This window comes from Rhabdochromatium marinum, from assembly GCF_016583795.1.
In the GTDB taxonomy this organism is placed as follows: Bacteria; Pseudomonadota; Gammaproteobacteria; order Chromatiales; family Chromatiaceae; genus Rhabdochromatium; species Rhabdochromatium marinum.
Map to the genome: position 1 here is coordinate 26,492 of NZ_NRRS01000015.1, position 23,932 is coordinate 50,423.

At 59.2% G+C, this 23,932-nt stretch carries 25 protein-coding genes; 6 read left to right on the top strand and 19 right to left on the bottom strand.

Annotated elements, in window-relative coordinates; all coding sequences use genetic code 11:
- Positions 1-108 precede the first annotated feature (108 nt).
- Positions 109-387 carry a hypothetical protein gene (locus tag CKO36_RS06850; RefSeq protein ID WP_200282410.1) on the bottom strand — a complete coding sequence of 93 codons (279 nt, stop codon included), beginning with the start codon at positions 385-387 and terminating at the stop codon, positions 109-111.
- 173 nt (positions 388-560) lie between these two features.
- Here CKO36_RS06850 and CKO36_RS06855 point away from each other — a divergent pair, with 173 nt between their 5' ends.
- Positions 561-2,171 (top strand): methyl-accepting chemotaxis protein, encoded by a 1,611-nt coding sequence (locus CKO36_RS06855; RefSeq protein WP_200282412.1) that lies wholly within the window; start codon positions 561-563, stop codon positions 2,169-2,171.
- 33 nt (positions 2,172-2,204) lie between these two features.
- Positions 2,205-3,824: a methyl-accepting chemotaxis protein gene (locus tag CKO36_RS06860; protein WP_242469439.1), complete on the top strand. Its 1,620-nt coding sequence runs from the start codon at positions 2,205-2,207 to the stop codon at positions 3,822-3,824.
- Between the two features lie 89 nt (positions 3,825-3,913).
- Here CKO36_RS06860 and CKO36_RS06865 read toward each other — a convergent pair whose 3' ends face one another.
- The 6 genes from CKO36_RS06865 to CKO36_RS06890 all read right to left on the bottom strand — a co-directional run bounded on the left by CKO36_RS06865 (position 3,914) and on the right by CKO36_RS06890 (position 7,896).
- Positions 3,914-4,843 (bottom strand): exopolyphosphatase, encoded by a 930-nt coding sequence (locus CKO36_RS06865; RefSeq protein ID WP_200282414.1) that lies wholly within the window; start codon positions 4,841-4,843, stop codon positions 3,914-3,916.
- A 42-nt stretch (positions 4,844-4,885) separates the two neighbouring features.
- Positions 4,886-5,251, bottom strand: coding sequence for a cupin domain-containing protein (locus CKO36_RS06870; RefSeq protein ID WP_200282416.1), 366 nt, complete (start codon positions 5,249-5,251; stop codon positions 4,886-4,888).
- A gap of 75 nt (positions 5,252-5,326) precedes the next feature.
- Positions 5,327-5,860, bottom strand: coding sequence for a ferritin (locus CKO36_RS06875; RefSeq protein WP_200282418.1), 534 nt, complete (start codon positions 5,858-5,860; stop codon positions 5,327-5,329).
- Positions 5,861-5,937: 77 nt separating this feature from the next.
- On the bottom strand, positions 5,938-6,708 hold the full coding sequence (locus CKO36_RS06880; protein WP_200282421.1) for an ABC transporter permease: 771 nt from the start codon (positions 6,706-6,708) through the stop codon (positions 5,938-5,940).
- A gap of 10 nt (positions 6,709-6,718) precedes the next feature.
- Positions 6,719-7,606 carry an ABC transporter ATP-binding protein gene (locus CKO36_RS06885; RefSeq protein ID WP_200282424.1) on the bottom strand — a complete coding sequence of 296 codons (888 nt, stop codon included), beginning with the start codon at positions 7,604-7,606 and terminating at the stop codon, positions 6,719-6,721.
- Between the two features lie 89 nt (positions 7,607-7,695).
- Positions 7,696-7,896, bottom strand: a complete 201-nt coding sequence (locus CKO36_RS06890; protein ID WP_200282427.1) for a YgaP family membrane protein — start codon at positions 7,894-7,896, stop codon at positions 7,696-7,698.
- 341 nt (positions 7,897-8,237) lie between these two features.
- Between CKO36_RS06890 and CKO36_RS06895 the strand changes: the two genes are divergently transcribed.
- Positions 8,238-9,365 (top strand): S1C family serine protease, encoded by a 1,128-nt coding sequence (locus tag CKO36_RS06895; protein ID WP_200282430.1) that lies wholly within the window; start codon positions 8,238-8,240, stop codon positions 9,363-9,365.
- 69 nt (positions 9,366-9,434) lie between these two features.
- Here CKO36_RS06895 and CKO36_RS06900 read toward each other — a convergent pair whose 3' ends face one another.
- From CKO36_RS06900 to CKO36_RS06950, 11 genes are all read right to left on the bottom strand, one after another.
- The gene (locus CKO36_RS06900; RefSeq protein ID WP_200282433.1) at positions 9,435-9,695 is read right to left on the bottom strand and encodes an FmdB family zinc ribbon protein; all 261 of its coding nucleotides are present in this window, start codon (positions 9,693-9,695) and stop codon (positions 9,435-9,437) included.
- Between the two features lie 138 nt (positions 9,696-9,833).
- A complete protein-coding gene (locus CKO36_RS06905; protein WP_200282436.1) occupies positions 9,834-10,337 on the bottom strand; it encodes a hypothetical protein in 504 nt (167 codons plus the stop codon).
- 49 nt (positions 10,338-10,386) lie between these two features.
- Positions 10,387-11,388, bottom strand: coding sequence for a tetratricopeptide repeat protein (locus CKO36_RS06910; protein ID WP_200282439.1), 1,002 nt, complete (start codon positions 11,386-11,388; stop codon positions 10,387-10,389).
- Entirely contained in the window at positions 11,372-12,022 is a 651-nt protein-coding gene (locus CKO36_RS06915) for a hypothetical protein (RefSeq protein ID WP_200282442.1), read from the bottom strand. The genes CKO36_RS06910 and CKO36_RS06915 overlap by 17 nt, the downstream gene beginning before the upstream one ends.
- A 21-nt stretch (positions 12,023-12,043) precedes the next feature.
- The gene (ggt, locus tag CKO36_RS06920; RefSeq protein ID WP_242469440.1) at positions 12,044-13,840 is read right to left on the bottom strand and encodes a gamma-glutamyltransferase; all 1,797 of its coding nucleotides are present in this window, start codon (positions 13,838-13,840) and stop codon (positions 12,044-12,046) included.
- Complete coding sequence (locus CKO36_RS06925; RefSeq protein WP_200282445.1) at positions 13,821-14,333, bottom strand: hypothetical protein; 513 nt, start codon at positions 14,331-14,333, stop codon at positions 13,821-13,823. The genes ggt and CKO36_RS06925 overlap by 20 nt, the downstream gene beginning before the upstream one ends.
- Positions 14,333-15,091: a MotA/TolQ/ExbB proton channel family protein gene (locus tag CKO36_RS06930; protein ID WP_200282448.1), complete on the bottom strand. Its 759-nt coding sequence runs from the start codon at positions 15,089-15,091 to the stop codon at positions 14,333-14,335. Before CKO36_RS06930 ends, CKO36_RS06925 begins: the two co-directional genes overlap by 1 nt.
- Before the next feature lie 3 nt (positions 15,092-15,094).
- Positions 15,095-15,547 carry a hypothetical protein gene (locus CKO36_RS06935; RefSeq protein WP_200282451.1) on the bottom strand — a complete coding sequence of 151 codons (453 nt, stop codon included), beginning with the start codon at positions 15,545-15,547 and terminating at the stop codon, positions 15,095-15,097.
- Complete coding sequence (locus tag CKO36_RS06940) at positions 15,544-16,176, bottom strand: hypothetical protein (protein WP_242469441.1); 633 nt, start codon at positions 16,174-16,176, stop codon at positions 15,544-15,546. The genes CKO36_RS06935 and CKO36_RS06940 overlap by 4 nt, the downstream gene beginning before the upstream one ends.
- A gap of 86 nt (positions 16,177-16,262) precedes the next feature.
- Positions 16,263-16,970, bottom strand: a complete 708-nt coding sequence (locus CKO36_RS06945) for a hypothetical protein (RefSeq protein WP_200282454.1) — start codon at positions 16,968-16,970, stop codon at positions 16,263-16,265.
- 42 nt (positions 16,971-17,012) lie between these two features.
- Complete coding sequence (locus CKO36_RS06950) at positions 17,013-18,275, bottom strand: TerD family protein (RefSeq protein WP_200282456.1); 1,263 nt, start codon at positions 18,273-18,275, stop codon at positions 17,013-17,015.
- 192 nt (positions 18,276-18,467) lie between these two features.
- Here CKO36_RS06950 and CKO36_RS06955 point away from each other — a divergent pair, with 192 nt between their 5' ends.
- The 3 genes from CKO36_RS06955 (at position 18,468) to CKO36_RS06965 (ending at position 23,120) form a co-directional block, all read left to right on the top strand.
- Positions 18,468-22,052 (top strand): PAS domain S-box protein, encoded by a 3,585-nt coding sequence (locus CKO36_RS06955; RefSeq protein ID WP_200282458.1) that lies wholly within the window; start codon positions 18,468-18,470, stop codon positions 22,050-22,052.
- A gap of 163 nt (positions 22,053-22,215) precedes the next feature.
- Entirely contained in the window at positions 22,216-22,593 is a 378-nt protein-coding gene (rsfS, locus tag CKO36_RS06960; RefSeq protein ID WP_200282468.1) for a ribosome silencing factor, read from the top strand.
- Positions 22,536-23,120, top strand: coding sequence for a dihydrofolate reductase (locus tag CKO36_RS06965; protein ID WP_200282471.1), 585 nt, complete (start codon positions 22,536-22,538; stop codon positions 23,118-23,120). The genes rsfS and CKO36_RS06965 overlap by 58 nt, the downstream gene beginning before the upstream one ends.
- Here CKO36_RS06965 and CKO36_RS06970 read toward each other — a convergent pair.
- Complete coding sequence (locus CKO36_RS06970; RefSeq protein ID WP_200282474.1) at positions 23,089-23,922, bottom strand: symmetrical bis(5'-nucleosyl)-tetraphosphatase; 834 nt, start codon at positions 23,920-23,922, stop codon at positions 23,089-23,091. The genes CKO36_RS06965 and CKO36_RS06970 overlap by 32 nt on opposite strands.
- Between the last annotated feature and the right edge of the window lie 10 nt (positions 23,923-23,932).

Consider the following 23,932-nt stretch of genomic DNA (forward strand, 5'->3'; position numbering starts at 1 on the left):
TTGTGGATGGGTGCAACCTGCCGAGCGCGCCTGCGGTGGCCAGCCGTTGGGCTGAGTCCCCACTAGCCCCAGTCCAAGTCAGTCAAGTAGCGCCCATTGGTTTAAACGTCATGGAAAGACCTTGATGCAATCGCACAAACGAGGACGGCAACCATGTTGACGCTCAACGCCCCCCAGCTCACCGGTCAGGCTCCAGAACTGTTTGAAAGCTTCCAGGCACTGATTCGTGGTGTTGAAGGCGCCCTGGTCTCTGGAACAGCCGCCCATAAAGTCAAACAAGGCGTGTTGAACAGCTTGCTGAGCTTGGGTTGCAAAACGATTGAGGCGTTCTTTGCAGCCAGCGGTGACGGAAACCGAAGAGAGAGCTTGAGCATGGATAACAGACACGTGCTCAAGCGCCTAACTCCCCGTTCACGGTTCACGGACGTATTCGGAATATATTGGGTGAACTCAAGTTTCACCGATTCGTATTGCAGGTGTTGTGGACGCGCTCGGCAGGTTGTGCAAGATGTGGATGGTCTCTCAATATCTGCGAAAACACAATAAATTTAGAGTGCTTTATGGAAAAAATTAACAATTTGCCAATATGGCTTCGTATCGTAATTGCGATGTGGCTAATCATGGTGCCGGCCTGGACAGGCATGATTATGTGGGCAGCCAATGAACAGCGCCAAACAGCCATTCGTCAAGCCGATGCTTTTACTGAAACCCTGCATGAAATTACCATGGCGGGGATGACAGCGATGATGATCACTGGGGTTGTCCATAAACGTGCCGAGTTTCTTGATCAAATCATTGAATTACGTAATTTGCACGATTTGCGCGTCTTGCGAGGTAAAAATGTTGCCGGACAGTATGGTCCAGGCGAAGAAGATGAACACCCAAGGGATGCGGTTGAACGTCGGGTGTTGGAAACGGGTGAGCCTTATTACCACATTGAAGGAGATATGCTACGCACGGTGGCTCCAGTCTTTAGTTCAACTGATTATCTTGGTAAAAATTGCATGATGTGCCACAACCTCGCTCCGGAAGGTTCGGTGTTGGGCGCTGTCGCCATGGAAATCGATCTGACGGAAGTCAATAATTCTGTAGAGACTTTCCGTCTGAGTATTTTTCTTGCGGCGGCAATATTAAGTTTGCCAGTATTGCTGTTTTTGTACTTTTTTACTCGTTCCTTTGTCAGTCATCCATTGGCAAATATGACGAAAAGTTTGCAAGGCCTGGCGGATGGCGATGGTGATTTAACCCAACGCGTGCCGATAAAAGGTCAAGACGAAGTGGGGCGTGCAGCGCTGGCTTTTAATCGCATGATGGATAATATTCGCAACATGCTGGCCTTGGTTATTGATGCGGCAAAGCACATGAATCGTTCGGCTACAGAACTGAACGCCATCACCGAACGCACTGATGCCGGCATTATCCGCCAGCGGGCCGAGATTGACCAATTGGCCACTGCTATGAACCAAATGAGTTCTGCAGCGCAGGAAGTCGCCAATAATGCGCAAATCAGTGCTGACGCCACCCATGAGACGCAAGCCAAGACGGAAACCAGCACCCATGTGGTTGCAACCACAACGCAGCAAATCGAAGAACTGGCTCGCAAGGTGCAAAGTGCCGCAGAAGTGATCCGCGAGTTGGACAAAGGCAGTGAAGACATCGGTCAGGTGTTGGATGTGATTCGCAACATTGCCGAGCAAACCAACTTGCTGGCGCTCAATGCGGCCATTGAGGCTGCACGGGCCGGCGAGGCTGGGCGCGGTTTTGCGGTGGTGGCCGATGAAGTGCGCTCGCTGGCCACTCGCACGCAACAGTCAACGGAAGAAATTCAAACGATGATTCAGCGGCTGCAGCAGGCTAGCGCACGTTCGGTTCAGGCGATGATGGAGAGTCAGGAACAGGCGAACATCAGTATCGGTTTGGTATCTGAAACCGAACAAGCCCTCAACGCCATTGCGCAATCGGTGAATACGATTAACGATATCAACACCCAACTTGCAAGTGCAGCTGAGGAGCAAAGTGCGGTCACTGAAGAGATGAATCGCAATGTTACCCGTATTTCCGATGTTGCTGAGGAGAACGTGGACGAAGCGAACAAAACCAGGGAAGCCGCCGAGCAATTAAGCGGTTTGGCCAAAGTGCTGGATGCAATTGTGTTGAAGTTTAAGGTCTAACTGCGCACGAACCGCACGACTCACGGAATTAATATGCTGGGAAAATTTAATGATCTACCGATCTGGGTGCGGCTGATCGCAGCTTTGTGGCTGATTATGCTGCCTACTTGGTCAGGTATGATCTTCTGGGCGTCTCACGAGCAACGTGATACGGCCATTCAGGAAGCTGAGGCTTTCTCCGAAACCCTGCACGAGATCACCATGGCGGGTCTGACCACCCTGATGATCACTGGCATGATCCATAAGCGTGCAGAATTTCTCGACCAGATTGTTGAATTGCGCAATCTCAACGATCTGCGCGTGTTGCGCGGTGAGCCGGTGGCTAGACAATACGGGCCAGGCACCGAGGCTGAGCATCCGCATGACAGCATTGAGCGCAAGGTACTGCAAACGGGACAAGCCTACTCCGAGGTGTCCAAAGATGGCGAACGGTTGCGTAAAGTGATGCCGGTCATCAGCAGTACGGATTACCTCGGTAAGAATTGCACCCAATGTCACACCGCTGAGCCCGCTGGTGCCATCTTGGGGGCCGTGTCGATGGACATCAGTCTCAATGATGTCAATCGCCACGTTGAGCGTTTTCGCTTGGAGATGTTCGGTGCAGGTGTGCTGTTCAGTTTGCCGGTGTTGCTGATGATGTATTTCTTCATCAAGTATTTTGTCACCGACCCGCTGCATAAAATGACCCAGGGGCTTCAAGGCATTGCTCAGGGCAATGGCGATCTGACGCATCGGTTGCACGTGCGTGCACAGGACGAAATTGGGCGGGCGTCCTCAGCCTTCAACGCCATGATGGACAATTTCCGCGAACTCATCGCTCGAGTGCTGGAAGCGAGCCGTGATCTGTCCGGTGCTGCGACAGATTTATCGAGCATTACTGACCGCACCAATGCGGGGGTTAACCATCAGCGCAACGAAGTCGATCAGCTGGCCACGGCGATGAATGAGATGAGCGCCACTGCCCAGGAAGTTGCACGCGGTGCCCAGGAAGGGGCGCAGGCCACGAGTGAAGCCAAGTCAGCGGCCGAGAATGGCACCCAGGTTGTCTCGGGTACCATGGCCAAAATCGAGCAGCTGGCCGCCGAGGTGCAACGTGCGGCTGATGTGATCACCGAGCTTGGTCAGGACAGTCAGCAGATTGGCTCTGTGCTGGATGTGATTCGCGGAATTGCCGAGCAGACCAACCTGCTGGCGCTCAATGCAGCCATTGAGGCCGCCCGTGCCGGCGAGGCGGGACGTGGGTTTGCGGTGGTGGCTGATGAAGTGCGCTCCCTGGCCAACCGCACCCAGAGTTCCACTCAAGAGATTCAGTCCATGATTGAGCGCTTGCAGCAGGTCTCCAACCGAGCGGTTGAAGTGATGCAGCACAGCCAGCAGCATGCACAGTCCAGCCTGGAAAGCTCTGCTGAGGCGAACAAGTCGCTGGGAGCCATCACCGATTCAGCCACGATTATCAATGATGTCAATACTCAGCTGGCGAGTTCCGCTGAGGAACAGAGTACTGTGGCCGAGGAGATGAACCGGAATGTGACCCGCATTTCGGATGCCGCCGAGGGCAATGCCCGCTCGGCGGCTGAAACCAAGGAAGCCTCCGAGCACCTGACGGCACTGGCGGCGGAACTCACGTCCTTGGTTGAGCGGTTTAAGACCTAAGGTGTGAGGGGCCTGCGCCGGGGTGCGCAGGCCATGGCTCCCCATGTCTCACTCAGGCGCTGTTCAGCGCCGCAGGGCAGGGCTCAGGCTCAGCCGTCGGCTGTAATGCGGTGGATGAGGGTTTGTAAAACCTCCTCAGCGCGGTCGTTGGCAACCTGGCAGGTGCCGGCCGCCTGATGGCCGCCGCCGCCAAATTCGAGCATGAGTTCGCCGATGTTGGTCTTGGAACCGCGATCAAAAATCGACTTGCCGGTGGCGAAGACGGTGTTCTGCTTCTTGAGTCCCCACAGCACATGAATCGAGATGTTGCACTGGGGAAAGAGCGCATAAATCATGAAGCGATTGCCAGCCCAGATGTCATCTTCCGCACGCAGATCCAGCACCACCAGATTGTCATGCACTGTGGCGCAGCGCTGGATCTGTTCTTTGAATTTCCCTTCCTGCTCAAAGTAGAGATCCACACGCTCCTTTACATCGGGCAGGGCCAGAATGTCGTCGATGCCGTGGTTCTTGCAGTAGTCGATCAGATCCATCATCAACGCATAGTTGGAAATGCGGAACTCGCGGAAGCGACCCAGGCCGGTGCGCGCATCCATCAGGAAGTTCAGTAATACCCAGTCGGTGGGATGTAGCACCTCATCGCGGTCAAACTGCGCGGCATCGCCTTTGTCCACCGCCGCCATCATCTCATCCCATTCCACCGGAAAGGCATCATGACCGCCATAATGGCGCCACACCACCCGGGCGGCCGAGGGTGCATCCGGATCAATGATGTGGTTGTCATACTGCTTGTTGCGCAGCGTCTCCGAGAGGTGATGGTCGAAGGCGAGATGAACGCCCTCCACATAGGGCAGATTGGTGGTAATGTCCTGCTTGGTGATCTGGATGCTACCGTCCTGCATGTCCTTGGGGTGAACAAACTTAATGTCACCGATCAGGTTGAGATGTTTGAGTAACACCGCGCAGACCAGACCATCGAAATCGCTGCGAGTGACAAGGCGAAACGGCTGTTGGGACATGGAATTCCTCCGGCTAACAAAAAACGGCTGGGATACTTGGCCCTATGATACCGAGTTACGCTCGCGCCGGTGCGTCGCAGTGCCGAAAAAGGCCAGTGCAGTGATGCTTTCCTCAACCTCAAAAAAGGCATGATCGCAGGAGGCACGCACATACATCAGGGTGCCTGGCTTGACTGGTTGCTCGTCTTCCTCGACGCGCAGCCGACCGCGTCCCTTAAGAATCAGATAGACCTCATCCTCCTCATGGGCCGAGGCCATGTCCTTCGAGCCGGCAGGCACATGGTAGAGCGAACAACTCAGCGACGGGGTGCGTAAAAATTCGCGCATTGACAGCACATCATCGGGAATCAGCTGCTCAATGTCGGCGAGGTGGAAAATCTCCCAGTCTCCGGTTTGTACGCGGTGCATGGTCCTGTCCTGGTTCTGGTGGATGATGAAGAGTGAAGGAAAATCGGCGGCATTGAGGCTCGCGGAGCCTCAACCTTAACGCGTATTGCCGATCCAGCCCAGGGTTGGATCATAGGAGGGCAGTGCGCGTGCGCCAAGTTCCTGGTCGATCATCAGCAGTCCCTGACCTTCACCCTTGACGATTTTCAGGCGGTCGAGAATATCCTTGACGTTGGCTTCCTCTTCGACCTGTTCCTTCACAAACCAGTCAAGAAAGGCTCCGGCGGCATGGTCACTGTGCTTGCGACACAGGGTGACCAGCTCATTGATGCCCTTGGAGACTTCCAGCTCGTGACGATAGGTGTCTTCCATCAGCGCGGTTGGGCTATCCCAATCCTGCGGCGGCTCGGCAATGGCGGCCAGGCGGGCGCGCCCGTCACGGTCGGTCAGGAAGTCGAAAAAGCGTGAGACATGGGTGAGTTCTTCCATGGCCTGCACGCGCATCCAGTGGCTGAAACCGCGCAGTCCCTGATGGTCGGCCCAGGCGGCCATGGACAGGTACAGGTAGGAGGAAAAAATTTCCTTGTTGATGTGTTGGTTGAATTTCTGTTCCAGGTCTTGTTCGATCATGGAAGTGGCTTCCTGTGGTGAGAGTCGGTTGTACGGTGCGTTCATCCGGAGTGGGGCCAGCGGTGCGGTAATCCAAGCTATTCCCAGCGGAACAGCCGCGCGGCCAGTGCCATAAGCACGAAACCGATACCGAGCAGCAGGCCGATGTGCGGCAGTACGTCAATCAGGCCGGCTCCGTCGATCATGATCGCACGCGCGCCTTCGACCAGATAGGTGAGCGGAATGATGCGCGAGGCGGCCTGAGCTGCGGCACTGGTGCCGTCCATTGAGAACCAGACGCCGGAGAGCAGCAGCATGGGCCAGGACAGCAGGTTGAGCAGGCCGTCGGCAAGTTCTTCAGTTTTCAGCCGGGCGGCGACTGTGAGCCCGAGACTGATCATGCACAGGGCGCCGGCGCAGTAGAGCATGATGAGTGCCAGATAAGAGCCACGCATAGGCGGATCGAGCAGCAGGTTAGCCCCGGCATAGACCAGAGCGCTGGCGCCCAGCACGACGATGACCCGCGACAGCACCTGGGCGATCAGAAATTCTATCGGGCGCAACGGGGTGGCCTGCAGCCGGCGCAGGACGCCGTTTTTGCGGTAGCGCACCACCACCCAGCCGACGCCCCACAGGCTGGAGAACATCACATTCATCGCCAGCACCCCGGGCAGCGCCCAGTCGGCATAGCTCAGTGCCAGGCCATCGGCCAGATGGCGCTCGGGCACGGGTTGATGGGGTCCGTCGAAAATGAAGGCAAAGGACAGAATCATCATCACCGGCATGATGAGGTTCCAGACCAGTCCGGCGGAGTCGCGATAAAACTCGCGATTGCGTGCGATAAAGATGGCGTAGATGCGTGCCCACATGGCGGCGATTTCAGTTGCGCAGACGATGGCCGGTGAGTTTCAGGAACAGATCCTCAAGATTGGGTGTTTCAACCCGCAGCGCAGTCAGGGTGGCGCCAGCGCGGTCAAGTGCATCGAGCATTGGCGGCACCTCGGCGGTGGGGATTTCAATCTCGCCATTGCGCACCAGGGCTGCCGATGGCAGTGGGGTGGCGCCGGGCCAGGCGGTTTCGGGCAGGCGGATGATGGCGCGCGGAAACTGCTCGCGCACCAGCGTTTGCGGCTGGCCCTCGGCAATCAGTTGGCCTTGATCAATAATGATGATCTGATCGCACAGGCGTTCGGCTTCTTCCATGTAATGCGTGGTGAGCACGATGGTTTTGCCGCGCCGGCGCACGGTTTCAATCAGGCCCCAGAAATTGCGCCGTGACTGTGGGTCGAGGCCGGTGGTGGGCTCATCGAGAAACACCAGATCGGGGTCATTGACCAGAGCAATGGCCAGCAGCAGGCGCTGGCGCTGGCCACCCGAGAGTTTGCGCGTGTCGCGCGTGAGAATGTCGCTCAGGTGGCAGAGTTCGATGAGTTCATCGCGATCCGCGCGACGGTGGTAGAGACTCGCGAACATGGCGAGTGACTCACCGACGGTCTGGAAGTCCTGTAACGCGGTGGCCTGGAACTGAATGCCAGTGCGCTCACGATAGCTCGGATCAAGCGGCTGGCCGTCGAACAGCACCGCGCCGCTGGTTGGGGCAAGAATGCCTTCCAGCATTTCCAGGGTGGTGGTTTTGCCAGCACCATTGGGACCGAGCAGTCCAAAGCACTGGCCGCGCTGCACGCGGAAAGACAGGCCGGCAACGGCTTGCACGCCGGGGTAATGCTTGACCAGATTGCGCGCTTCGAGCAGGGAGTCGTCGGGCATGCCAGGGATGATCAGGAGGTGAGGGAACCCAGAGCGCGTCCTGGCGCTCTGGGTCTGTCCCGGCGTGTGAAGCCGGGCGGGAGGCGATATTAGTTAGTGTCGCCTTTGGTCGTGTCGATTTTCAGGGGTACATAGGCTAGGCAGGTACGCATGTAGCCGGTACCAACGGCGACCAAGCCCAACACTGACAGGAGAATACTGCCCGTGAAGATGCCGGCCAGCACCAGCAGACCACCAACGGCGAAGCGAATATTGCGGTCTTGATTACCAACATTTTTTGGAAGATTCATTCGGTCTCTCCTAAGTGATTTCGTGTGTAGTGGTTGAGCAGGGAGGTGATGATAGCAAAGAATTGCCAGGCATAGGGTGTCGGTTGCGTGGCCTTGGTTGTCATCGTCCGTGACTTAGTGACACGTTCGATCAGGTGCTCAATCAAGCCCATTTCGGTTTAATCGGGCTGGTGCCGTTGTGATTCAAGTCCGTGCCCTGGTGATCGGGCCGCAGGGCGGGTCGCAACCGATCAGCACAGGAGTCAGTATACTGGGTAGCGGTTGCTGCTGTCCTTGCGTTCTGACAATAGGCGTTCCCGTTAGTTTGAAATATTGATCTACCCGCGAACCGGCCTCTGATTATGCATGGATTTTCTCTGTCACGCTGGCTGTTTTGGGCGGCCATTGCGTTTTTGCTGTTTCTCTCCGCTCGGCCCTGGCTGGAGCACTGGCTGATTGGCTTGAATGCCGAGTCGCGCGTGGTGACGGCGCGCGGCAATCTGGCCGCTGATGAATTGGCCACCATCGAAATTTTCGAGCGTGTCAGCCCCTCGGTTGTCTACATCTCGACTGTCTCCGAGGTGGCGCTGCCCTGGACGCGCAATCTCGCGGAGGTGCGTCGTGGTACCGGCTCCGGTTTTGTGTGGGACGATCAGGGGCATGTGGTCACCAATTACCATGTGATCGCCGGTACCGCGCGAGCTCAGGTGCGACTGGCGGATCAGCGCACCTATGCTGCCAATCTGATTGGTGCCAGTCAGGAGCATGATCTGGCCGTGCTGCGCATTGAGGTGCCCATCGCCGCTCCGCAGCCGGTGCTGATCGGAACCAGCGAGGATCTGCGCGTTGGCCAATCTGTCTTTGCCATTGGCAATCCGTTTGGACTCGACTACAGCCTGACCACCGGCGTGGTCTCGGCGCTGGATCGCACCATCCTCTCCGAGGACGGAACCGAAATCCGTCGGCTGATTCAGACCGACGCGGCCATCAATCCCGGCAATTCGGGCGGCCCGCTGATTGACAGTGCCGGGCGCTTGATTGGTGTGAACACGGCTATTTTCAGCCCCACCGGCGGCTTCTCCGGCATTGGTTTTTCAGTGCCGGTGGACACCGTTAATCGGGTGGTCCCGCAGCTGATTGCCTACGGACGTTACATCCGTCCGCGCCTGGGGATTTTTGCCGACGATGATGCCAGCCGGGCGGTACTGAAACAACTGGGCGTGAGTGGAGTGCTGGTGCTGCGTATTGAGTCCGGCTCACCGGCTGATCGCGCTGGATTGCGCGCGACCCGTTTAACCTCCGGGGGTGGGATCATCCCTGGCGACATCATACAGTCCGTCAACGGGCGGGAAGTCACCGATATGGGGGATCTGATCGAAATTCTGGAGGATTATCAGATCGGTGAAGTGGTGCAGCTCAGTGTCTGGCGTAGTGGTCAGTCGCTGCAAATGCCGGTGACTCTGGGCGGACAGTTGCCGCGTCTGGATTGAAGCCTGTCCGACAACGCGCCGCCAAGTGGCGGTGCGTTGATGTCATGTCAATGCTGAGCAAAACGGCGGTTAAATCCCGCACATGCCATTGGGGCAGCAGCCGCCGGTTCCGCAGGCCGGCGCAGGGGCGATGCCACTGCCCAGGCTGTTGCTGGACACGAGATTGCCACCGTTGGCCAGGCGATAGACAGGCTCGTCGGCTGAGGTGTCTCCGCACGGGATCTTGGCCTGGGCGCACAGCTCACCCCAGGTGGAGAGTGTTTCGCTCATGCGGTGGCTGACCTCGACCACCTGGCCGTTGGCGTCGCAGCGATAATCATAGGTTGGCATGCTTGGTACCTCGCAAAATTGGGATCATGGAATATCAGGCGTTCCTAATGTGCCTGATTATAGCGAAACTCAAGCCCATGCAAACCCATACAAACGCATGCCAAGCGGCGTCTTGGCGTACAGGACTGATTCCAGGGTTCATCCAGCAGCTATGGCAAACCAGCCAAAATGCCAGGCGGGATATTCCCAGGGCAGTCGCTGTGGGCGCGCGAACAAACAGAGTGTCAGTCCGGCTGGAAAGCTGAGCCAGGCGGCCAGGAGGAGGCTTGGTTCCGAGCTATCTGCGGGCGGCAGCACCCAACGCAAGGCGTGATGATGATCCAGTGCCAGGCCAATGGCCGCCGCCGCGATCAGTGCCAGCACTAGATTCTGCACCAGGGTGTCGGTGGTGAGGCGACGCTGTGCGATGGGCCACAGTACCAGAAACCAAAGGCTCCACAGGGCTTGGTGGGGGACGCTCAGCGGGCTGGGTTCCGACTGCCAGAAGGCTCGGACGACGGCGTGCCAGAAAGGCGAGAGCAGGAGACTGGCGACCACCAGCGTCAGGCTGATGCGAAGCCACGGAGCTTCCTGGTTTCGGGGGCGGAGTGCGCCCCATCCCAAAACCAGACTCCAGGCGCCAAGCAGCACGGTGTTCAACATGATGTCATTTTGGTGTCAGCCCTGATTTCAGTTTGGTGTCAATTTGGCATCAGTCTGGTGATGGAGGCAGGCGCGCGAGCCAGACGCGCGCCTGCTCGGCAATGCGAGCTTCACAGAGCGCCGGTCCCTGGCCGTGTGCGTGCGCCGCTTGGGTGAGTTGGGCACGGGCCTGCTCTGGATCGCCGGCCCACAGGTAGCCCAGCCCGGTCATGAGTGCCACCGCCGGGCTGTCCGCCTGCGCCTGGCGGGCAAAATGATCAGCAATGTCGCGGAATTGACTGCGATCCTGAGCCAGTGCTGGTAAGGCCCCCAGTTGCTCGATCAGCTCACGGGTGCGCTCCAGGCAGCGTGAGGCAGTGCTGTTCGGCTGCGCGAGTAATGCCCCAAGTACGCGCAGATATAATTGGCGTGCATCCCAAAAGCCCGGATCCTCGCCAATCGCGCGCCCAAGCTGGGCTTCGGCCTCTTGCAGTGCGCCGGCCTGCGCGGCGGCATAGCCCAGGATAAAGGTGGCGTCAGCACGCGCGGGTGCCGGCAGATCCGGCACCTGCAACGCGGCTCGCGCAAACGCGGCGGCGGTCACCTCATCCTCCTGGCGCAAAGCGATGCGCGCTCGTTCCAACCGGGCGCGAAAGCGCAGCAACGGCTCCTCAGATTCCATCAGGGATTGCAACAGACGCACTTTACGTTCAGGGCTATTGGCCAGCGCCGCCAGTTGAAACTGACGCTGCGCGGCGGCGGGTACCTGTTCCCACAGATTGCGATAGCGCATGAAACCGGTGTCACCCGCCGCGCGCAGTGACGGATCCTCAATCCTGGGTGCCAGGGCACCATGACCTTCGTTGGCAAGTTGCGACCACAGGGCTTGCCATTGCGCCAGAGCCGGTTGCAGTCCGGTGTCCTGGCTGAGCTGTGCGGAGGCGGTGCTGGAGCCGCCATTACCACCAGCGCCGGTCGAGAGTTGCAGAATCAGCCACCCCAGCAGCAGCAAGGCGCTACCAGCCGCCAGCGCGCGTCGGGTGCTGTCGAAACGGCTACCAATAGCTGACATAGTGGGTGAATTGTGCCGGATCGCGCCCAATCAGCAGCGGTTGGTCAGGATCTTGCGCAAACCAGCGAAAGCGCAAGCCGTGCTCACGCAACTTCGGGTAGAGCGCAGCAAACAGATTCATGCCGTCCGGCCACACCAGAAAGACCGCTGCGCTGTGCTGCTGTTTGGCCTGCCTCAGTTCATCCAGCAGCAAGGCAAGATCTTGGCGAGCCAAAGCGCGGCCGCGTTGTTCCGGCGTCTGCTCTGTATGGGGGACGGGATCGAGAAAAAACTGTAGCCGGAAACTGTCGATATCACGAGTGACCAGCGGCTCGGGTTGCCATTGGTAGCGTCCCTGCCAGGTATGACCGCTGCGCGCTTGAGGGTGGGCGGCCAGCTCATCCAGCACGGCGTCCTGGTCCCAGGGCAGGACATGATCCGCTCGCACGAAATAAAAGCGTGAGAAGGGCGGAAACAGCTCGCGCCTGGGTTCATCAAAACGCGGCTCGGACGGCACCGGAGCCAGTGGATGGGTGGCTTGGCTGGATTGCGGACGGCCACCGATCAGCGCGAACAGGGTCACGATCAGAATCACCGCCAGCAAATTGGTAGCAATGTCGAGAAAGGCGCTGTCGGTGGCGGCATGGGGTTCCATGACTGCTGGGATTGGTCCAGATCAGTCATCACGGTGTGCGGGTTGGCTGAACACCCGCGCGGTCCCCAGACCGCGCGGATCACTGGCTGCACTGACCTGATGGCGTACCCGATCCCAATACACCACTTGCATGTTGCCGAATTGGTGCGGATCGACCGTCTTGAGCCGATGTCCCATGGCCCGCAGCGCGGCCTGTTCGGCACTGTCGAAGGCCTCCGGCTCGTACTGGATGACATCGGGCAGATACTGATGATGAAAGCGCGGCGCGGCCACCCAGTCTTTAGGGGTGCCGCCGTCAGTGAGCGCCAGAATGGCATTCAGCACCATGGTAATGATGCGACTGCCTCCGGGGGTGCCGAGGATCGCGACCCCCTGATCGGACTCGACCAGGGTCGGGCTCATGCTGGAGAGCATGCGCTTGCCCGGTGCGATGGCATTGGCCTCACCGCCGACCAGACCATACACATTGGCCGTCCCGGGCTGGGTGGCAAAATCGTCCATTTCGTCGTTTAGCAGCACACCGGTGCCGGGCGGGACGAAGCCGGAGCCGAAGGGATAATTGATGCTAAGCGTTGCCGCCACCCGGTTGCCGTCTGCATCGAGAATGGAAAAATGCGTGGTGTCTTGGCCTTCCGGCGCGTGGTCGGCGTCGGTCACCGGCTGGCTTGGTGTGGCCCGCTGCGGGTCGATGTCGCGGGCGAGTCCGGCGGCATAATAGGGATGGGTCAGGCGGGCCAGCGGGATGGTGACATGGTCCGGGTCGCCGAGGAAGGCCGCGCGGTCACGATAGGCACGGCGCATGCTCTCAACGATGCGATGTACGCGCGCCGGGCGCTCCAAGGCCGCGAGATCGACCTCGGCGAGCATTTGCAACATCTGCGCCAGCCCGACGCCGCCCGCAGAGGGGGGTGGCGCGCTACGAATGGTCCAGTCGTGGTATCGGAATACGATGGGCGCACGCTCGACGATGCGGTACTCATGCAGATCCTCCAGTGTCCAGAGGCCGCCAGCCGCACGCACACCTGCAACCAGTTGTTCGGCCAGCGTGCCGCTGTAAAAGCCATCGCGACCGCGTGCGGCGAGACGCTCCAGGGTGTCTGCCAGCTTGGGCTGGGTCAGCCGATGCCCCTCGGGCGGCACCTGATTATCAAGCAAAAACTGCTTGGCCGCTGCGGGTGAGGCGCGCAACACGGCCAAGCGCCACTGGGCCAGACGCCGGTAACGCGCATCAACCGCAAAACCTTCCCGAGCTAGATCAATGGCCGGCGCTAAGCTGGTGCTAAGCGGCAGGCGGCCATAGTGGGCGGCGAGATGATCCAGTGCCGCCGGCACGCCGGGGATACCGGCTGCCAGCGGGCCGTTCAGCGACAGATCAGGCTCAAGCGTGCCGGCGTCATTCAGGTACAGATCACGATCGGCTGCAAGTGGGGCGCGTTCGCGCGCATCGACACAGACCGCGCGCTTTTCCTCAGCTCGCTGCAACAGCCAGAAACCGCCGCCACCGAGTCCTGAACTGTAGGGCTCCACCACTGCCAGAGTGGCCGCAACGGCAATGGCGGCATCGAACGCATTGCCACCAGCTTTGAGGATCTGCTCCCCGGCGGCCGTGGCTGCCGGATGGGCACTGGCGATGGCGGCGGCGGGCGGGGTGGTGTTGGGGGTGATGTTAGTGGTGTTGGCGTTGTTCTGGGCGTAGCCTGGAATCGCCAGCATGAGGGTGCCTAGCAGCAGCAGGCTGATGCGAACAGGTCGCGGCCAAAGACGTCGCTCATGTGCGATGAGTGTTTGATCGGGAATATTATTCGTTGCGGGTGTCATGATGCGGTTGTACTCCAGCGCCGCGCCAGCGTTCGAGCAATGCGCTGGCGCTGGCGGGATCATCAGATAACGGGTGGTAATTGAGTCGCAAGACTCCTGCTGAGGTTGGCTTGTCGCCGCGCAGCAGGCTGTTGTGGCGTGCGAAGGCTTGCTCAAAACGATGCCGAGTTGCGAAGCACTGCCCGCTATGGGCAAACACCAGGCTGCGCACACCGGTTCCTGCTGTGGCCAGTGCGTCAAAGAGCGCGGGTATTTGCTGTGGGCCGTAGGTTTGTGGTGCGCGCTCAGGATCCGGGTCGAGATAGAGTGCCAGTTGCGCGTCCTGTTGGCACAGGATCAGATGATCCATCGCCAGCGGTCGCCCGGCGCGCTGTGTCTGAGTGTCGCGCAAGACAAAGACGACAATCAGGATACCAATTACGGCCAGGACAATGTCCAGAAAGGGCATAAAGGCAAACGCGGGCGGGGATGCCTCCGCTGGCCAGGAGCGCATCAGGGCCTGGCCTGTTGTGGCTGCGCCTGAGTGAGCAGGCTTTGATAATAGTGCATGTCAAGCCATTGGGCACGGGCGCGCAGCGCAATCCAGTACAGCATGGTGGGAATCACCAGCACCAGACCGACAAAGGTGGTGTCGAAGGCGAAGCTCAGGCCGCCCAGAACGCTTCCCAGACCGGCGCCCAGGGCGGCCTCCGGGCTGACGCTTTGCTCAAGCCCGCCAATGGCCTGGGTAATGCCCACCACGGTGCCGATAAAGCCCAGTAGCGGCAGTACCCAGATGGCGAAGCCGATGGGGGCGAAGTTGTGCTGATGCTGCTGCGCTCGCACCAGCAGGAGATAGTCGCTGATGGCGGTGCTGTGCTCCGGTGTGGAGCGTACCGCCTCCGCCTCCTGGTCTTGGAGTATCCAGGCGCTGGCGCCGGCTTCCTGGGAGTCGCGACCGCTGAGGCTATCCAGCCATGGCTGCCAGGGACGGGGCGGGATGCTTTGAGTTGCGAAACGGCGGTGTAGTTGGCTGCGCTCGACTTGCAGCCCCAGGGCTTGCAGGGCGGCGTAAAGGGTGATGGTGGTGAAAATCGCCAGCATCAGCTGACAGAAGCCGTTGTTTAGATAGCGGCTGATGGTGCTGCTCTCCAGCAGCGGGGCCAGCCAGTCGCTCAGGGAGAGGGTGGTTAGCCAGAGCGCGACTGTGACCGAAGCGGCGACGCTGAGTGGAACCAGAATCTGACGCGCAGAAAACAGCGGTGCCGGCATGGCTTATTCGGGCCTGGGCACCGCGTTGAGTTGTTGGCGTAAACGCTCAAGCTGGGTTTTCAGCTCGGTACGGGTGTGGTCAAGCTCGACCAGACGGTCGCTGAGCTGGCGATACAGGGCTTCCTGGCGCTGGCGTTCGTCCAGGGTTGTGGCCCGGTCAGCCTGGTCGAGGGCGCGTTCGGCGTTGCCGAGCAGGCGGTCGCGCATCTCCCCGAGCGATTGCCAGAGGGCTTCTGCCGCATGCAGGGCGCTGACCAGCTGGGCCTGATCGGGGCTGGATACCTGATCGGAGCTGGATAAGGGAGGCGCGGCGGCTGCGGGAGTTGAGCCGGTGCTGGCTGTTGTTGAGTCAGTACCGGCCGTCAAGCCGGGGCGTGGAGCCAGCAGGCCCCAGCCCAGTGTCACGAACAGGACAGCCAGCAACCGGGTCGCGCCGGAGGGCACCGCTGCGCTCATTGTGGAATGGCGGTTTGCTGTTGTGCGGCTTCAGCGGTTTCGACGATCTTTTGCATATTGGCATTCAAATTCGACAGGTTGCTACTGACTTTGCGCAGACCGGCAATGGCTTTATCCGCCTGGCCGAGTTCGTAATAGGCCAGCACGATGTCGCGGTCGGATTCGATGGATTGAATCAGTGCAGTCGAATTGGCGCGCTCGGTGCTGATCTGATTGCGCAGTTCGCGCGCGGTATTGAGCTTTTCCTGCCAGGCCTGGGCAATGGGCAGGAAGGCGGGGTTGGATTCAGATTTTTGCAGGGTTTCCTGACGGCGCTGTTCCCAGAGTTCCATCACCGCGTCGAGTTCCTGCCAGATTTCGCTGTCCTCGGCCATGCTTTCATGCACCTTCTGCACCGAAGCCAGCATGGCATCCAGTACCTCGGCGCCTTTTTCGACCGAATCGCGGCTGGCATCAATACTGGCTTCGAGATCGGTCAGGTTGACTTGTAATTCCTGGGCGACTGTATTGACACGGTTAAAGAGGTTTCCCATATCGGCGGCGGTTTCAGCGCTGGCCGCGTCATTGAAAAACAGGATGGTCAGCAGAATGGCCAGGGCCGTGGAGAGCAGAGAGCCTGGAGATGTCATGGCAGCGATCCTCACAAGTGGTGATGGCGGAGTCGGGACAAGCGGATTAAGCAGATGGCAATGGACTCGGAACAAGCAGGCTGGATTCAATTGGAAATGGGAACCGATGATTCGAGACTGGCGCTGGTTTTTTCTTCCACCACGCTCATGGCGGAGGTGATGTCATGCAAGCCGCTGACCACGGAGCGGGCTGCCTCAATGGCTTCCAGCACCTTGCCGATTTTCATCTCCTGAAGAATGACCCGATGCTGGCGCATGATGGTTGAGAGCTTTTCCTGCGCCAGAGTGCGGCTTTGGTTGAGTTGTTCATCAACGATGTCGTATTCCTGAATGGCACGCTCCAGCTGCGCGATGCTGTGATCACGATTCGGGTATTCCGGTGGTTGGCGCTCGTACCAACTCTTGAGCACAATGGTGCCCTCCTTGGCGCGATTCAGTGCATCGGCAAAGTCGCTGTTGAGATCCAGCTGATCGAGCACGCTGTAGACTTCATCGCGCAGGGTGAAGAACAGGCTGTCAACCTCGGCTTCCTTCTCGTCCTCGGAGGTCAGGCGCGCGACTGTTTCGAGCTTTTCCATGGCGGTTTGGATGCGCGCGCCCAGCTGGGCGTTGGACGAGCGGATATTGCTCATCTCGTTTTCGAGCACCACAGTGGCGCTGGTGCGGTTGGGATTGCGCGAACTGTAGCCGCTGTCCTGGGCTGGCACTGAGGCTGCTGCCAATAACGCACCCATGCCCACGATCAGAGCAGCGATGAGCGCCGGGGTAGATAAGGCTCGCCATCTTTGGATCATGTTGCTGGGCTCCACTTCAGGCTAGTTCAAGCGTAATGGCTGTCAGGGCGCGCAGGCAGCGATATTTTCGCGATAGCCGCTGCGCAGGCGCTCGGCTTTATTACGCAGATAGGCCATGTCGCGGGAAATATTGGTGAGATCGGATTCCAGATTACGAGCATGATCGGCCTCACGCAATAGCCGCTGCAGCACCACGGGACGCGATTCCCCCTCAAGCTGTTGTTCGATGCGGGTGATCATGCGCCCGGCACAGGTGTTGAGCATGACGGCCCGGTCCATCCATTCATCAATGGCAAACTGTTCAAGCAGACTGATTTCCGTCTGGTTGTTGCTCAAAAAATCCGCCGGGCATTCGGTGTCGGCCTGCTTGAGCGCGCGGCGCAGCTGGCCAAGGCGCTGGTTGCTGAGATCAATCTGCTCCAGGATGCGGACGTAATTTTCACCCAGGCGGTGATATTGCTCCATCACCTCGCTGTCTTCAAGCGCGCAGCGCGCCGGAGGTGGCGGCGTCGCGGGTGGACTGGCCTTGGGGGCACTGTTCTTGGGAGCATTGGCGTTGGACGCATCGGCGGGTGCGGCGCTGTGTTGCTGCAGGAAAAACCAGCTGCCGGCTCCCAGTCCACTCAGCAGCAGCACGCCCAGTACCAACCAGAGAGCTCCCCGTGATCGACGCGGCGCCAGCGTGCTGTCTGGCTCAGGCCGTGATCCGGAACCTGATGGTGGCGAAACCGGCGGCACAGGTGTAGGCGCCGGCGCGGGCGGAGAGGCTGGCGCTGGCGCGGATGCTGTGTCATCGGCGACGGCCACACCGAAGTGCTCCGCCAGCGGCTTGAGTCCGCCCTGAAACCCCTGGCCAACGGCACGCAATTTCCACTGGTGACGGTGGCGATAGAGTTCGGCAAACATCAGCGCCTGTTCATCGCCGGCCTCTGTCAGCTCAAAAACCAGCTGTTTTCTTGTTGCGGTAGCCGTCGCGATCAGACGGGTATCGGGGGCATGGCGCAAGTTACCGGAGTCAACCGTTGCGGCGATCACACAGCGCTCGATCTGCGCCGGCAGTCGATCCAGCTCAAAGGTCAACTCAGCCTGTCCCGGTTTGGTCAGATCCAAGCGGATCGCCCCGTCGGAGGACTGCGGCTGGTTGTAAAACAGAAACCAGCGGTCATCCGGAACCTGACCCTGGGCACCCAGGGCAAAGCAGACCGCATCGAGTGCGATCTGCGCCTGATTCCAGAGCAGTTGAACCTGTACCTGACCGGTGTCCGTAAGAACCGCGTTTGCACCTTTGCGCAGTAGGCTTGGCATGATGGGGTGGCAATCCCTTTTAGGAGGCTGTGGTAGATCATTATTGTAGCCAATTGCTGCACCAGCGGCGAGATGCGCAGCACGGCGGGGTCGCGTGAAACAGGTCTGAACTCAGCTGCTATGCTTTCTTGTAACTATAGTGCCCAATTCATCCGCCATGCAGCCTGTGCTGCCTTCAGGAGGCGAAATGCCATGTCTGGCGACCAGCACAAAACCAAACAGGAGCTGATTGATGAGCTGAACCAGGCCCGGCAGCGGATCGCTGAGCTAGAAATGCTCGACTGTCTCAGTGGGCGCAGGGATGAATGTCCTATGGTGGATGGGCTGCGCTGGTGTTCTCCTTTGATTCAGATAACCGAGGATGTCTTGGGGGTGCTGGATACTGCCTACGTCTACCAGCACGTCAATCCGATTTGCGAACGCTTCTGGGGGCGGCCCAAGGAAGCCATTGTGGGTTGCTCGGTGCCCGATCTCTTTGGCGAGACGTTTTTTGTTTCCAGTCAGCTCAAAGCGCGCCTCGATCGCTGCCTGGCCGGGGAAGTGGTCAGGTATTCCGACTGGTTCGAGTCTCCGGCTCTGGGGTGGCGCCACATGGATGTGACCTATCAGCCGTTGCGTGATCAGGAGGGGCGGATTTTTGGTCTGGTAAGTCTGGCTCGCGACATGACCGAGCAGGCGCTGGCTGAGGAACAATTGCAGCAACAAAAGAACCTGCTGCAGCAAACCGGCACTCTGGCCAAGGTCGGCGGCTGGGAGTTTGACATCCGCACCCAGGCGTTGACCTGGACCGAGCAGATCTTCGCCATCCATGAGCTGCCGCTTGGCCAGATGCCCAGTCTTGAGGCGGCGATCGACTTCTATCATCCCGAGGATCGGCCTAAGGTCGCAGCGGTGGTTCAGGCTGCGATGGAGCAAGGCGAACCCTACGATATCGAACTGCGGTTTATCACTGCCAAGGGCAACAAATTATGGGCCCACTCCATTGGTCAGCCGATTGTGCAAGATGGTGAAGTGGTTAAACTCACGGGTGCCTTTCAGGATATTACTGCGCGGAAACAGGCTGAGCTTGCAAGTCAATGCGCCAAGGAACAGCTTGAACAAGCGGTGTTGTCAGCGCAGGTTGGTCTATGGGACTGGGATCTCAGAACCAAGAAGGCCCGCTTTTCCAGCGAGTGGAAACGACAGATTGGCTACACGGATGATGAGATTGGCGATACCTTCGAGGATTGGCAAAGCCGGGTCCATCCGGAGGATCTGGCCAAAACCCTCGCTCACATTCAGCATATCATCAATACGGTGGGTGAGCGCTATGAACTCGTGTTCCGCTTTCGCCACAAAGACGGTCACTATCTCTGGATTTTGGCTCAAGGCGGGGTCCATCGGGATCCTACAGGAGAGCCCGTTCGCATTATTGGTTCACATATCGATATCACCTATCAGAAGCAGCTTGAACAAGAACGGCACCGCCTGGAGGCGATCGTCGAGTCCACGCCGGACTTTGTCGGCATTAACGATCTCAACGGTCAGTCGCTCTATCTCAATCCAGCCGGGCGGCGCTTGGTGGGATTGACGGATCAGGCGGAGATCAGCCAAATCCGTATCCCTGATTATCTGTGGCCTGAAGACCGCAGCAGCGGCGAGGCCAGCATCGCTGAGGTGTTCAAGAACGGTTGCCTGTCACGCGAGATTCGCTTCCGGCATTTTCTTACCGGTCAGTGCATTGAAATGCACTGTGAAATCTTCCGCATCGACGATCCGGTGACGGAACAACCGCTCTTTATCGGCACCGTCAGCCGCGATATCACCGAACGCAATCGCATCAATGCCAGCCTGCGGCAGAGCGAACAGAAGTTCCGCTCCATGGTGGAATTCGCCCCCTTGGGTGTGGCGATTGTTGACACCTGTGGTGTGTTGAAAAGCGTCAATCAGGCACTGGCTAGGATCCTTGGCTACCCGGTGACTGAACTCATCGGCATGAACTTTGAGTCCTTCACCCATCCTGAGGATCTGCAACGGGAATGGGCGTTGATCAAGCAGTTGCAGGAGGACCGCATTCCCTCCTATTCTATCGAGAAGCGCTATCTGTGTAAAGACAAGACGCTGTGCTGGGTCAATGTGACCAATACCCTGATCCGCGATCAAGCGACCGGCGAACGTGTGGGTCTGGGCTTTATCGAAGACATTACCGAGCGCATGCAGGCCCGCGAGCGGTTGGAAAAGAGCCAATTCATTCTCAAGCAAGCCGAAAAGCTCGCCGGTGTGGGCAGTTGGGAATGGGACATACCTCAACGGGTGTTTCATGTGTCCGACAACTGGTGCGCCATTCATGGCTGGGATCATTCAAGCTTGCGTGTGGATGAACTTTTTATGATCGCGCATCCGGAGGATCAGGTCGCCATTGAGCAGGCTTGGAGCCAAGTGCTCAAGCACGGCCAGGACTATAAAATCGACCATCGCATTCTGCGCCAGGACAGCGGCGAGGTGCGACATCTCAGCGCTAGAGGCAAGCCCGTACTGGATGCCTCCGGCCAGGTGGTGCGGATGTATGGCGCGGCCTTGGACGTGACCGAACATAAGCAAGCTGAGGAGGCGCTGTGGCAAGCGAAAGAGCAGGCTGAGGCGGCCAATCAGTCGAAGTCCATATTCCTGGCCAACATGAGCCATGAGCTGCGCACGCCACTCAATGGCGTACTGGGCATGCTGCAAGTGCTCGACGATGTTGAACTGGAGCCGCAGCTGGCCGAAGCCGTAAGCACCGCTATGGCCTCCTCGCGGATTCTGCTCACGGTGATCAACGACATTCTCGACTTTTCGAAAATCGAAGCTGGTAAACTGTCCATTGAGCATGAGCCTTTCGAGCTCGCAGCCCTGCTGCAATCAGTACTCGTGGCCTTCACCTATCAGGCCGCCTCTAAAGGTGTGACCCTGCGATCCGATTTGGCCCCGGATCTGCCCACGCGGGTGCTTGGCGACGCGGCCCGGCTGCGTCAGGTGTTGTTCAATCTGCTTGGCAATGCGATCAAATTCACCGATCAGGGCGAGGTGCGCCTGAAGCTTGGTGCGCATAACGAACAGGGAGACGAGCTGGCGCCGGCCCGCATGCGTTTGGCCTTCATGATTACCGACACCGGCATCGGTATTCCCGCAGACCGGCTTGCCGACATCTTCGAGTCCTTTAGTCAGGTGGATAGTTCAAACACTCGACGTTTTCATGGGGCTGGACTGGGTCTGGCGATTGTCAAACGCCTGGTTGATCTGATGGGCGGTCGGGTGACAATCACCAGCACGCTGGGCCAGGGCACCGAGGTTCGCTTTGACATCGCCGTGGATGCTGCGGTTGGCGATGAGCCGGTGGCTCGCGAGCCGATCCCGAGGCCAGCGCAGGCTGGGCAGGCACCGACCAGGGCCATGCAGATTCTGGTGGTCGATGACGAACCCACCAACACCAAGGTTTTGGGCCTGATGCTCAAGAAGTTGGGCCATCAGGTGCAGACGGCTGCGAACGGCTACCAGGCCCTGGACCAGCTCAGCCGTCAGTCGTTCGATCTGGTGTTCATGGATGCATCCATGCCCGAGATGGATGGCGTCGAGGCCACCCGCCGCATTCGGAGCAATCAGGACGGCAACCTGGATCCCGGAGTTGCCATCGTTGCCCTGACCGCGCATGCCATGAAAGGAGACCGGGAAAAGTATCTCGCCGCTGGCATGGACGATTATCTGCCCAAACCCATTGACGCCAAGGCACTGCGCGCGCTGCTGGATCAGTGGGGCAGGTGATCGCGCCGCGCAGACATCATCAAGCAGGGTTTGTATGATGTATCTTTAAACATTGGACGCAATAGGGCGTCATCAGACCTGCATGGCACGGTGTGGCCGTGTCAAGCAAGTGCGGATTAATTCACCTGGTCAGTGTTGACTGGGTTTTTTTGGAACAGAATGCATGCAGCTCGACAGACAGCTTATTCAATTGAAAGCCTTGGTACTGGACACTCTTGATGATATGAAAGCGCGCGATATTCAGGTGATGGATGTGCGCGATAAAACCTCAGTGACAGATATGATGATTGTCGCATCCGGCACCTCGGATCGGCATGTGAAGGCGATCGCCGAGACCGTCGCCTATCGTGCCAAAGAGGCGGGGGAAGCGCCGCTGGGGATCGAAGGGGCCACCGAGGGTGAATGGGCGCTGGTGGATTTGAACGGCATTGTGCTGCATGTGATGCTGCCGAAGGTGCGGGATTTCTACAATCTGGAGCGGCTATGGTCGGCGCCGACGCTGGTGAGTTCGCAGCCGATGGCGCAGATGGCAGCGGGTTGACCCGCGAGGTGAGTACGCATATCAGTCTGATCGCGGCGCTGGCCCGCAACCGGGTGATCGGGCGTGACAATGCCTTACCCTGGCATTTACCCGCCGATCTGGCGCATTTCAAAGCGCTGACGCTGGGTAAGCCTATGCTGATGGGACGGCGTACCTTTGAGTCATTGCCAGGGCTATTGCCGGGGCGAGAGCATCTGGTGATTTCGGGTGATGCGAACTTTGGTCCGGCAGGCGTGACCCTGGTGCGCAGTTTTCAAGCCGCCTTGGCGGCTGTCGCGGGCGAGGCGGAGCTGATGGTAATCGGTGGCGCTTCGCTGTATCGCGCGTTGCTGCCACAAGCCGACCGCATGTACCTCACCTGGGTGGAGGCCGAGGTGGCGGGGGATGTGTGTTTTCCGGCCTGGAATCCCGCCGATTGGCAGGAAACGGCCTGCACCTTGCGCCAGACCGACGCGCGTCATGCGTTTGATCTCCGCTTTGTCACCCTGGAGCGCCTCAGCCCGGTTCGGCATACCCCGGGCAGCTGAGGGCGATGCGCTCAAAAGACTTCTTGCGGCGCACGCGAACCGCCGTCAGTTCACCGCCCCACAGGCAGCCGCTGTCCAGGCCCCAGAGATTGTCTGCTTCGTGATAACCGAGCATGGACCAGTGGCCGAAGATGATGCGCTCATCACGGCTGCGGCGTCCGGGCACCTGAAACCAGGGCAGGACGCCTTCCGCCTGAGTGCCGGGTGAGTCTTTTTCCTTCAGTAGCAAGGTGCCTTCGCTGTCGCAGTAACGCATTCGGGTCAGGGCGTTGACGATGAAGCGCAGGCGGTCCATGCCGCGCAGGTCGTCGCGCCAGCGGCTTGGCTCGTTGCCATAGAGCCCTTGCAGAAACTCCTGATGTCCCGGATCGCGCAGGGCGCTTTCCACCTCGCCTGCCAGGGCCGCCGCCTGGGTGCAGTCCCATTGGGGCGGCAGGCCAGCGTGAACCAGAGCCACTTGTTTTTTCTTCGAGTAATGCAACAGGGGGCGATGGCGCAGCCAGTCGAGCAGTTCGTTGCGATCCGGGGCTTGCAGGATTGCATTTAGCGTGCTGGTGTGGGCGTGCTGCTGATTCCCAGCAGCCAACGCCAGCAGATGCAGATCGTGGTTGCCCAGCACGACCACCGAGCATTCCCCCAGAGATTTGAAAAAACGCAGCACCTCAAGCGATTTGGGGCCGCGATTGACCAGATCTCCGACGGACCACAGGCGGTCGTTGCTGGGGTCGAACGCGAGCTGCTCCAGCAGGCGCGCGAGTTCATCGTAACAGCCTTGGATGTCGCCAATTGCGTAAGTCGCCATGAGTACAGAG

Excerpts from the sequence above, each read along its gene's own strand:
- CKO36_RS06880 (WP_200282421.1), bottom strand. The coding sequence starts at position 6,708 with ATGTGGGCACGCATCTACGCCATCTTTATCGCACGCAATCGCGAGTTT.
- CKO36_RS06885 (WP_200282424.1), bottom strand. The coding sequence starts at position 7,606 with ATGCCCGACGACTCCCTGCTCGAAGCGCGCAATCTGGTCAAGCATTAC.
- CKO36_RS06955 (WP_200282458.1), top strand. The coding sequence starts at position 18,468 with ATGTCTGGCGACCAGCACAAAACCAAACAGGAGCTGATTGATGAGCTG.
- CKO36_RS06870 (WP_200282416.1), bottom strand. The coding sequence starts at position 5,251 with ATGCACCGCGTACAAACCGGAGACTGGGAGATTTTCCACCTCGCCGAC.
- CKO36_RS06965 (WP_200282471.1), top strand. The coding sequence starts at position 22,536 with ATGGTCGGCGCCGACGCTGGTGAGTTCGCAGCCGATGGCGCAGATGGC.
- CKO36_RS06890 (WP_200282427.1), bottom strand. The coding sequence starts at position 7,896 with ATGAATCTTCCAAAAAATGTTGGTAATCAAGACCGCAATATTCGCTTC.
- CKO36_RS06905 (WP_200282436.1), bottom strand. The coding sequence starts at position 10,337 with ATGTTGAACACCGTGCTGCTTGGCGCCTGGAGTCTGGTTTTGGGATGG.
- CKO36_RS06945 (WP_200282454.1), bottom strand. The coding sequence starts at position 16,970 with ATGATCCAAAGATGGCGAGCCTTATCTACCCCGGCGCTCATCGCTGCT.
- CKO36_RS06925 (WP_200282445.1), bottom strand. The coding sequence starts at position 14,333 with ATGCGCTCCTGGCCAGCGGAGGCATCCCCGCCCGCGTTTGCCTTTATG.
- CKO36_RS06860 (WP_242469439.1), top strand. The coding sequence starts at position 2,205 with ATGCTGGGAAAATTTAATGATCTACCGATCTGGGTGCGGCTGATCGCA.
- CKO36_RS06935 (WP_200282451.1), bottom strand. The coding sequence starts at position 15,547 with ATGAGCGCAGCGGTGCCCTCCGGCGCGACCCGGTTGCTGGCTGTCCTG.
- CKO36_RS06970 (WP_200282474.1), bottom strand. The coding sequence starts at position 23,922 with ATGGCGACTTACGCAATTGGCGACATCCAAGGCTGTTACGATGAACTC.
- CKO36_RS06865 (WP_200282414.1), bottom strand. The coding sequence starts at position 4,843 with ATGTCCCAACAGCCGTTTCGCCTTGTCACTCGCAGCGATTTCGATGGT.
- CKO36_RS06855 (WP_200282412.1), top strand. The coding sequence starts at position 561 with ATGGAAAAAATTAACAATTTGCCAATATGGCTTCGTATCGTAATTGCG.
- CKO36_RS06900 (WP_200282433.1), bottom strand. The coding sequence starts at position 9,695 with ATGCCAACCTATGATTATCGCTGCGACGCCAACGGCCAGGTGGTCGAG.
- CKO36_RS06910 (WP_200282439.1), bottom strand. The coding sequence starts at position 11,388 with ATGTCAGCTATTGGTAGCCGTTTCGACAGCACCCGACGCGCGCTGGCG.
- CKO36_RS06930 (WP_200282448.1), bottom strand. The coding sequence starts at position 15,091 with ATGCCGGCACCGCTGTTTTCTGCGCGTCAGATTCTGGTTCCACTCAGC.
- CKO36_RS06950 (WP_200282456.1), bottom strand. The coding sequence starts at position 18,275 with ATGCCAAGCCTACTGCGCAAAGGTGCAAACGCGGTTCTTACGGACACC.
- CKO36_RS06915 (WP_200282442.1), bottom strand. The coding sequence starts at position 12,022 with ATGGAACCCCATGCCGCCACCGACAGCGCCTTTCTCGACATTGCTACC.
- CKO36_RS06940 (WP_242469441.1), bottom strand. The coding sequence starts at position 16,176 with ATGACATCTCCAGGCTCTCTGCTCTCCACGGCCCTGGCCATTCTGCTG.
- CKO36_RS06875 (WP_200282418.1), bottom strand. The coding sequence starts at position 5,860 with ATGATCGAACAAGACCTGGAACAGAAATTCAACCAACACATCAACAAG.
- rsfS (WP_200282468.1), top strand. The coding sequence starts at position 22,216 with ATGCAGCTCGACAGACAGCTTATTCAATTGAAAGCCTTGGTACTGGAC.
- ggt (WP_242469440.1), bottom strand. The coding sequence starts at position 13,840 with ATGACACCCGCAACGAATAATATTCCCGATCAAACACTCATCGCACAT.
- CKO36_RS06895 (WP_200282430.1), top strand. The coding sequence starts at position 8,238 with ATGCATGGATTTTCTCTGTCACGCTGGCTGTTTTGGGCGGCCATTGCG.